This is a genomic window from Bartonella sp. AP57NXGY (genome assembly GCF_042195805.1).
Taxonomy (GTDB): Bacteria; Pseudomonadota; Alphaproteobacteria; order Rhizobiales; family Rhizobiaceae; genus Bartonella.
The window spans coordinates 32,686-41,459 of sequence record NZ_JBHIOZ010000002.1 but is presented as its reverse complement, the minus strand read 5'-3'; the positions used below and the strand labels follow the sequence as shown (position 1 = coordinate 41,459).

Below are 8,774 nucleotides of genomic sequence, written 5' to 3'. Positions count from 1 at the left end.
GGTACACGTATTTCTGATTTAGCAGGATTAGCACGTCGACTATGCCGTTCTTCCTCTTTATTGTCATCTATTTTGCGTTTTTCAATCACGGTTGTGTTTTTAGGCGCAATAGGAATATCTGTCTGTTCAATGAGAGGGGGAACAGGTGGAGTCTGTACTGGCGATATTTCTTCTTCTTGTTGGAGATGTATTTCTTTTTCTTTAATTTCTTGCTGTAAAATTTCTTCACGCTCTTTAGCGCGTCTTGCCTCTTCTTCGGCTTGTTCTCGCGTTATTTTTTCTTGGATATGTGCTTCTTCTAACGCGCGAAGTCTCGCTTCCATTTCAGTTGATGAAAGATTGCTTTTGGTCACAGATTCTTGAGGCTTTTTTCCCTCAAAACGCGGTTTAGAACGCTGGGGGGCCACATGCGGCTTTGTAATGGGCTGTAGGGTTTCAGCTTTTTCATCAGGTCGCGTAATTTTACGCCGTTTGGTTTCGACAACGACAGCCTTCGTACGGCCATGACTAAAATTTTGTTTAACCGTACTCGTTTCCAAGACAGACCTCTTGAGAGTTAGTGTCTTCTTGACGGTTGTTTTGTCGTTGTTATTTTCACTCATTGTACTTCCTTCACGGCTTGGGCCGTCATCTCACTAGACTTACTATGCTTGTCGTCACGATAGCTGATCAATTTACATGTTGTTTTGAGAAATCCTTCAGCAGCTTGTGTGTCCAGTAAGGCCGCGTGCATTACAGGATTAGAGCCAAAAGCCACTCGCATTTCATCACTTGTAAATAAAGATATGGTTTTTATAGTCCGATTTGTTTGTTGTTGTATTGAATGGATGGCCTGTGCAATTTTTCGTTTCCCATCTTCTGTTGTTTCTTTAGCATGAAGTACAAGAATAACTTTACCAGAGCGGATAGCAGCGTCAACCTTTGTTGCTCCCATAACAATTGCTCCCGCTTTTCGTGCCATGGAAAGGCTTGAAAGAGCGGCTTTTAGTAAAAGCGTATCAACAACATGCACAAGATTTGGTGCAACCTCAACATCTGTTTTAAAATTTCTATGAAAAGCTTTCTGTTTGATTGCTTTCTCAATAACAGCGTGATGGGCAGAAATCCAAACGCCACGCCCTGGTAAATTCGCTTTAAGATCAGGAACAATTTGGTTGTTGGGTCCAATAACAAAACGGATCAGCGTTTGTGCTGAAGCATTTTTTCGGGTCACAATGCAAGTCCGTTCATTCATTTAAAGTGTATCCACATCCAAATCATCTATTTTTTCATTTTCTGTAGAATTTCCATCTTCTACAGGATTTTCTGTAACAAGATCAGCTTGGTCTATCCAGCCTGCTTGTACACGTGCGGCTAAAACCATAGCTTCTGCATCTGCGCGTGTAATGTCAAAAGGGGTTAAAATACCAGAAAAATTCTGTGTTTGACCTTCTTTACGTTCTCTCCAACCAGCTAAATCATCAACGGCATAGCCAGCAAAGTCTTCTATTGTTTTTACACCATCCTCACCTACAGCAACCAACATAGCACTTGTCATTCCAGGAAGTGTTCGCAATTCGTCAGAAACTCCGAGCTTTTTGCGTTTTTCATCGAGTTCTTTTTCTTGATGATCAAGATATTCGCGGGCACGACTTTGGATTTCAGCGGCGGTATCATGGTCAAAACCATCAATAGAAGCGATTTCTTCAAGATCAATATAGGCGATTTCTTCAATAGAAGAAAAACCCTCTGATGCCATAACCTGTCCGATCATTTCGTCAACCTCTAAGGCTTCCATAAACAATTTACTTCGTTCAGTAAATTCTTTTTGACGATTTTCAGATTCTTCCTTTTCCGTTAAAATATCAATGTTCCATCCTGTTAGTTGCGAAGCCAAGCGAACATTTTGCCCACGTCGTCCAATAGCAAGGCTAAGTTGATCATCTGGCACAATAACTTCAATCCGTTCAGCATCTTCATCAAGGATGATTTTAGAAACTTCAGCAGGTTGCAGTGCATTAACGACAAATGTTGCCGCATCAGGCGACCAAGGAATAATATCAATTTTTTCGCCTTGTAATTCAGCAACAACAGCTTGTACACGACTTCCTCGCATTCCAACGCATGCTCCAACAGGATCAATGGAACCATCACGTGAAACAACGGCGATTTTAGCCCGTGAACCTGGATCACGAGCAACAGATTTGATTTCTATAATACCATCATAAATTTCTGGTACTTCCATAGTGAAAAGTTTTACCATAAATTGGGGATGTGTGCGTGAAAGGAAAATTTGCGGACCACGCGTTTCACGGTGTACATCATTGACAAAAGCACGAATGCGATCTCCATAGCGGAATGATTCACGAGGAATTAATTCATCACGGCGAACAATAGCTTCACCGCGCCCTAGATCAACGATGACGTTACCATATTCCACACGCTTAACTGTACCAGAAATAATTTCACCAACTTTATTTTTGAATTCTTCATATTGCTGATCGCGCTCTGCATCGCGTACTTTTTGTACAATAACCTGTTTAGCAGATTGTGCTGCGATACGTCCAAAATCCATAGGAGGTAAAAGATCAGCAAAAAAATCACCAATTTTTGCTTCTGCTTGACGTTTGAGAGCATCAGACAAAGTAATTTCCGTTGTATAGTCTTCAACGACATCAACGATTTTAAGCAGGCGCTGTAATTTAATTTCACCTGTTTTAGAATTGATTTCAGCACGAATATTGGTTTCTTGACCATAACGAGAACGTGCTGCTTTTTGAATAGCATCAGCCATCGCAGAAATGACAATTTCACGGTCGATTGACTTTTCACGTGCAACAGCATCTGCAATTTGCAGAATCTCAAGCCTGTTAGCGCTTGTAGCCATCAATTTTCTCCTTCTTTGTGCCACACGATGGGTATTTCCCAGTGATATTATTTTTTGAAATTGAGCGTCTGTATAGAGTCGTTAGCGTTCTCTTCGGCAATGAATTGTTGACTTAAATCTTTATTTTGTTTCAATGCATCGCGAATAAGCTCATCGGTAAGCACTAAATGCGCATTTATGATATCACAAAAGGAAATAGGGGTATACATGGCTTCTCCATAAGCAGCTTTATCAGTGTTTAAAATAAATCCATCTTGCGTGATATTTGTAAGTGTCCCACGAAATTTTCGGCGCCCATCAATTGTTATTTTGGTTTCAATTTTTGCAAGATGCCCTTGCCAATGAAAAAAATCAGATTTTCTTACCAATGGACGATCAATTCCAGGTGATGAGATTTCTAAATGATATTTGCGTTCAATAACATTTTGTACATCAAGGAGGGGAGAAACAGTTCGACTAACAGTTTCACAATCTTCTATGGTCATAGAACCATCGGCACGTTCAACCATAATTTGAAGTGTTAAACCATTTTGACCAAGAAGTTTTACACGAACCAAACGAAAACCTAAAGGTTTAAACAATGGTATGACAAGAGCAGCAACCTGTGCTTCGATACCATCTTCTTCAAACAGGCGCGGTTCGTCAAGATTGCTTATTTTTTCAGCTTCGTTCATACATTTTATCCAAGTTGGTTTCATCAGTTTTATGATATTAAAAAAGAGCGGGTCCAACGGCCCACTCTTCATCATAAGACCAAGAATTTAACTATTAATACTCTTAAATTCAAAATTTTTCAAGTTGTTTATGAGAAAAGCGCTTGATCATTTATTTCTTGATAAAGGTAAGATAGGCAGGCGTTCGTCCTTCGCGTAAAGCTTTTGCTTCATAGCGGGTTCCGCTCCATAGTGGATAAGGGAGTTTCCAGTCTTGAGGGCTTTCTGCTTTCCATTCAAAGTGATCATGTTGTGCACAATGGTACAAAGTCCAGTTTACATAACTGTCTATATCGCTAGCAAAGCGAAAAAATTTTCCTATTTTAAGAACACGAGCAAAACGGTTAAGATTTTTTATATTGATGAAGCGTCGTTTCCAGTGTTTTTTTTTCGGCCAAGGATCAGGATAGAAGAGGTCTATTCCATCAAGCGAGTTATCAGGGAGCCAATCAAGAAGGCGTGTAGCATCATCATTATAGAGGCGAAGACGATTTTGATGGTTTTGATGCTGTTCAAGAGACGACAATATTTTTGCCATGCCATTGATAAAGGGCTCGACGCCGATAAAACCGGTTTTTGGAAAATATGCCATTTCATGAAGTAAATGTTCACCTCCACCAAAACCGATTTCAAGTCGAATTTCTCTTACTTTGCTTGAAAATAAGGATGTAAGGTTTAAGGGAGGAGGGACATTTAAATCAATATTCAAACTGGGGAGAAGCATTTGTATACGTGTAAGCTGACTGTCTCGAAGTTGTTTTCCTTGTCGGCGTCCAAAAAATGCTTCACTCTTACGTATATTATGTTTAATCATGGGATTTGGATCATTGTTTGAAGCGTTTTCACGAGATCAGTTTTTTCCCATGAAAACGAACCATCGTGTTTTGGTTTACGACCAAAGTGACCATAGGCAGCTGTTTTCGCATAAATAGGTTTATTGAGGTCAAGATGTTTTCGAATGCCGGTAGGTGAAAGGTCCATTATTTTGCGGATGGCTTCTTCAATAACCTTTTCATCGACTTTTCCTGTTCCATGAAGATTAAGATAAATAGATAAAGGTTGTGCAATACCAATTGCATAGGAGAGTTGAATGGTGCATCTCTCTGCTAAATGAGCAGCAACAATATTCTTAGCCAGATAGCGTGCCGCATAGGCAGCAGAACGATCAACTTTTGTTGTATCTTTTCCTGAAAAAGCACCGCCTCCATGGGGTGCTGCACCTCCGTAAGTATCCACAATAATTTTGCGTCCCGTTAATCCGGCATCGCTTTGAGGGCCTCCAATGACAAATTTTCCTGTTGGGTTAATATACCAACTACATTGAGCTGCAATGGGAATGTCATGTAAAGCTTGGCGAATGTAAGGTTCAACCACTGTACGTACTTTATTGGAATCCCAGCTTTCATCAAGGTGCTGCGTTGAAAGAACAATGGATGTGACCTCTATCGGTTTTCCATTTTTATAACGTATGGTTATTTGGCTTTTAGCATCTGGTCCTAATTTTCCAGTTTCTCCCTCTCCTTTATGACGAGCTGCGGCAAGAAGTTTGAGAATTTTATGCGCATAATAAATTGGCGCAGGCATGAGATCAGGTGTTTCACGGCAAGCATATCCAAACATGATACCTTGATCACCCGCTCCTTCTTCACCATGCCGATCCGTAGCATTATCAACCCCTCTTGCTATATCAGCTGATTGTGGGCGCAAAAGAACATCAATTTTAACAGTTTTCCAATGGAAGCCTGCTTGTTCATAGCCAATGGTACGAATAGCACGGCGCGCTGCTGTACGAAAACGTGTAGGATTAATGAGTGGAAAGCTAGTTTCATCATAGATGAATTCTTTATTTTTATCTTTTTTTAATAGCGTATCGGGAACACGTACTTCACCAGCGATAACAACACGGTTGACACTGACGAGAGTTTCACAGGCAACGCGTACTAACCATGGATCAGTACCAGTCTTTTCAGCTTCTTTATAGATCATATCAACGATTTCATCGGAAATACGATCACAAATTTTATCAGGATGTCCTTCCGATACCGATTCGCTCGTAAAAAGATAATCTTGATGCGGCATAGGAACTCCTTCAAAAAAGAAAACCAACGATTTAATCAATTGCTTACTAAAGTCGTCACCATTTGCTAATTCTACAGCAAATAGTCAATGCAAATGTATATGAATAAAAGAGAAAAGATATAATTTTAATTTATAACTTATTTGTCAAATCTTCCTCAGAAAGTGCTTTTGCCAAGTCAATAATTTTTCGACGCACTTTAGCATCAGATATATTTGTAAAAGCGCGCATGAGCTGAATCCCTTCGCTGCTAGAACAAAAGTCTATAAAATTGTGTTCACTTTCAGCAAAACCCTCTACTTGTTGGGAGGTAATACCTTTATCAAAAAAGTAAGAAACAGGAACATCCATAATTTCCGCTATCGCTTGAAGACGGCTGGCACCAATACGGTTTGTTCCTTTTTCATATTTTTGGATTTGCTGAAAAGTAATTCCTAATTTTTCACCTAGTTTCTCTTGAGTGAGTCCTAAAATATTACGACGTAAACGGATACGAGTTCCAACATAGATATCTATAGGGTCAGGTTTTTTTCTAGTTTCGGTCATAATGCAACTCTTTATTTCCAGCATTTTTCTTCTAAACCAACATCATATTTATGCGCAGTTGATTTATCATATAATTAAAACAATATGTAATATTTTTTCCCAATATCACTGGTACACACAACACAATACCGTACAAAGGGCACTTGAATCATTTAAGCTGTTTTGTAAAACCAAAACCAATACGACACAATAGCATAAGGATGAATAAGATAAAAGTAGAGAAAGTTCTGTATTCATTGCTTCCTATAGGGGTAATGGATGATGGAACTTGTGAATCAATAATGCCCACAGCATTTTGTCGAAGAGCTACAACGATTCGTCCATAAGAATCAATAACAGCTGATATGCCATTATTGGCGGCCCGTATGAGGGGGATTCCCAGTTCAACGGCACGAAGCTGTGCTTGTTGAAGATGTTGATAGGGTCCAGGTGTTACACCAAACCATGCATCATTTGTAATATTAATAATTGCTTGAGGTGGGGAGCCTTTAAAAGTCATTTCATGGGGAAATATTGCTTCATAACAAATTAAGGGTAGATAAGAAAATCCGTTTGGCATTGTAACAATTTTGCGCACACTTGCAGCACTATATCCACCAATATTATCAGCAAGGGTACGCAATCCAATTTTTTTCAATAAATTCTGATAAGGAAGATACTCACCAAAAGGAACCAAATGAAGTTTATCGGAAGTATTTAAAATATTACCTTGAGCATTAATGACTGCAATTGTATTAAAATATTGTGTTTGGGAATGAGGTAGATCATTGCTGGCGCGTATTGCTCCAACAATAGCCCATTGTTTAGGTTTTAAAAGAGAGGCAATGCGCATTGTGATAGATGAATTATCATAGAGAAGGTAAGGAACGGAAGCTTCAGGCCATACGATAAAATCGGGTTCTGAATTTTGATCGGTTGTTGGCGTTGCACTTAGCTTCATATGTGCTTCCAACATAGATTCTCGTGTATTATCACGCAATTTTATATTTTGTTGGATGGACGGTTGAACAATGCGCACCCAATAAGCACTTTTTTGATCTTCAGTTGTGTTTTCTATAGTATGAAGACGATAAAACCCAAAACCACAGTGAATGAATATAAGTGATAAGCAAAGAGAAAGTGCCACTTTCTTTTTTTCATCCGTTAATAAAACAGTTGGCAAACTGTAGGCTAAGACAGCAAGAATATTCATTCCGTAAAGTCCTACGATTGCATCAGATTGCATGAACATTGGGGTTGGCATGGCTGTATAGCCAAGAGAATTCCATGGAAATCCTGTGAATAAAAACGCACGCAACCACTCGGATAATCCTAATGCAAAGGCTAAAACAAAAAAGCGTGCTATTCCTTTTGTCCATAATAAACCGACAATGAAACCAGAAAAAAACCAATAAAGAGAAAGGTAGAGTGGAGGGAATAAAATGGCTAATGGGACTGCCCAACCAAAAGAATCTGGATCTGTTAACAAAGCATTGCATAGCCACCAAAGGCCGCAAATAAAATAACTAAAACCAAAGGTTCCACAGCTTAAAGCGTAAGTAAAAAAATGTTTTTTATTGTTTTTGGTGGCCCGTATTGAGTCAAGTAAAACAATAAAGAGAGGGAAAGTTAAAAAGCAAAGAGGTGTTAAATAAAAGGGTGGAAGTGCAAAAGAAGTAAGAGCACCACACAGAAATATCCATGCTTGGCGCTTCCAGCCTGTAACAGAGAACAAAAAAACGATGAAATTGCTTAAAAATGCTGGACTATTCTTTAGGGATGGCATTGTTCTCAAGATTCTCATTTTTGGGAATGCGAAAAATGCGCAATCGTTTAATCCGGCGTTTATCAGCTTCTAAAATACGAAATCTATAGCCAGGTACAGCTTCGACAATTTCACCTTTAGCAGGAATGCGATCAAGAATTGAGACGATCAAACCACCAATAGTATCAACTTCATCACCATATTCCCCTACGATAAAATCAGGACCAAGAGCTTTCTCCACATCTTCTAGTTCAGTTCTTGCATCAACGAGCCATTTATTATTTGGTTCACGTACGATAGCATTGTCGACATTATCATGTTCATCTTCGATATCCCCAACGACTAACTCAACAATATCTTCCATTGAAACGAGACCATCTGTTCCTCCATGTTCATCAATAACTAAAGCCATTTGAGTTCGTGTAGTTTGCATCCGTGTTAATAATTTGCTTGCAAGCATAGAACTGGGAACAAAGAGAACTGTTCGGATCAAATCCAATTCACCGATTGGAGTATGCAAGTCTGTATGGTTTAATTGAAGCAAATCGGATTTTTGTTCGGTTTTTGTTGGGTTGATAATAAAGCGAGTGATGTAGTTAAGAATATCGCGGATATGGATCATGCCGCGCGGATCATCTAAAGTTTCAGCATAAACGGGGATACGAGAATGACCAATTTTTGCAAAACATTTAAGGGTTTCTCCAAGAGAGGTGTTTATTTCTAATGCTTCGATTTCAGAACGAGGTATCATAACATCATCCACGCGTGCTTCACGTAAGCGTAAAATGTTATGCAGCATAGTACGTTCTTCAGGTGAGAAGAGGGCGG

The 8,774-nt window shown here is 39.3% G+C and carries 9 protein-coding genes; all 9 read right to left on the bottom strand.

All coding sequences use genetic code 11. The features are described from left to right. Positions 1 to 602 (bottom strand): translation initiation factor IF-2 associated domain-containing protein (locus ACFIL8_RS00605; RefSeq protein ID WP_375688743.1); only part of this gene is annotated, 602 nt, incomplete at its 3' end. Beyond that, positions 599 to 1,234 (bottom strand): RNA-binding protein, encoded by a 636-nt coding sequence (locus ACFIL8_RS00600; protein WP_375638363.1) that lies wholly within the window; start codon positions 1,232 to 1,234, stop codon positions 599 to 601. The genes ACFIL8_RS00600 and ACFIL8_RS00605, both read right to left, overlap by 4 nt. After that, positions 1,235 to 2,866 carry a transcription termination factor NusA gene (nusA, locus tag ACFIL8_RS00595; protein WP_375613310.1) on the bottom strand — a complete coding sequence of 544 codons (1,632 nt, stop codon included), beginning with the start codon at positions 2,864 to 2,866 and terminating at the stop codon, positions 1,235 to 1,237. It lies immediately after the preceding gene. 47 nt (positions 2,867 to 2,913) lie between these two features. After that, a complete protein-coding gene (gene rimP / locus ACFIL8_RS00590) occupies positions 2,914 to 3,564 on the bottom strand; it encodes a ribosome maturation factor RimP (protein WP_375613338.1) in 651 nt (216 codons plus the stop codon). Between the two features lie 127 nt (positions 3,565 to 3,691). After that, positions 3,692 to 4,393 (bottom strand): tRNA (guanine(46)-N(7))-methyltransferase TrmB, encoded by a 702-nt coding sequence (locus ACFIL8_RS00585; RefSeq protein ID WP_375613311.1) that lies wholly within the window; start codon positions 4,391 to 4,393, stop codon positions 3,692 to 3,694. After that, positions 4,390 to 5,658: a methionine adenosyltransferase gene (metK, locus tag ACFIL8_RS00580; protein WP_375613312.1), complete on the bottom strand. Its 1,269-nt coding sequence runs from the start codon at positions 5,656 to 5,658 to the stop codon at positions 4,390 to 4,392. Before metK ends, ACFIL8_RS00585 begins: the two co-directional genes overlap by 4 nt. A 130-nt stretch (positions 5,659 to 5,788) precedes the next feature. After that, positions 5,789 to 6,202, bottom strand: coding sequence for a helix-turn-helix domain-containing protein (locus ACFIL8_RS00575; protein ID WP_375611810.1), 414 nt, complete (start codon positions 6,200 to 6,202; stop codon positions 5,789 to 5,791). 148 nt (positions 6,203 to 6,350) lie between these two features. Next, complete coding sequence (lnt, locus tag ACFIL8_RS00570) at positions 6,351 to 7,985, bottom strand: apolipoprotein N-acyltransferase (protein WP_375638364.1); 1,635 nt, start codon at positions 7,983 to 7,985, stop codon at positions 6,351 to 6,353. Then, a partial coding sequence (locus ACFIL8_RS00565; protein WP_375688740.1) for a hemolysin family protein occupies positions 7,948 to 8,774 on the bottom strand: 827 nt, incomplete at its 5' end. The genes ACFIL8_RS00565 and lnt, both read right to left, overlap by 38 nt.

Excerpts from the sequence above, each read along its gene's own strand:
- ACFIL8_RS00600 (WP_375638363.1), bottom strand. The coding sequence starts at position 1,234 with ATGAATGAACGGACTTGCATTGTGACCCGAAAAAATGCTTCAGCACAA.
- nusA (WP_375613310.1), bottom strand. The coding sequence starts at position 2,866 with ATGGCTACAAGCGCTAACAGGCTTGAGATTCTGCAAATTGCAGATGCT.
- rimP (WP_375613338.1), bottom strand. The coding sequence starts at position 3,564 with ATGAAACCAACTTGGATAAAATGTATGAACGAAGCTGAAAAAATAAGC.
- ACFIL8_RS00585 (WP_375613311.1), bottom strand. The coding sequence starts at position 4,393 with ATGATTAAACATAATATACGTAAGAGTGAAGCATTTTTTGGACGCCGA.
- metK (WP_375613312.1), bottom strand. The coding sequence starts at position 5,658 with ATGCCGCATCAAGATTATCTTTTTACGAGCGAATCGGTATCGGAAGGA.
- ACFIL8_RS00575 (WP_375611810.1), bottom strand. The coding sequence starts at position 6,202 with ATGACCGAAACTAGAAAAAAACCTGACCCTATAGATATCTATGTTGGA.
- lnt (WP_375638364.1), bottom strand. The coding sequence starts at position 7,985 with ATGAGAATCTTGAGAACAATGCCATCCCTAAAGAATAGTCCAGCATTT.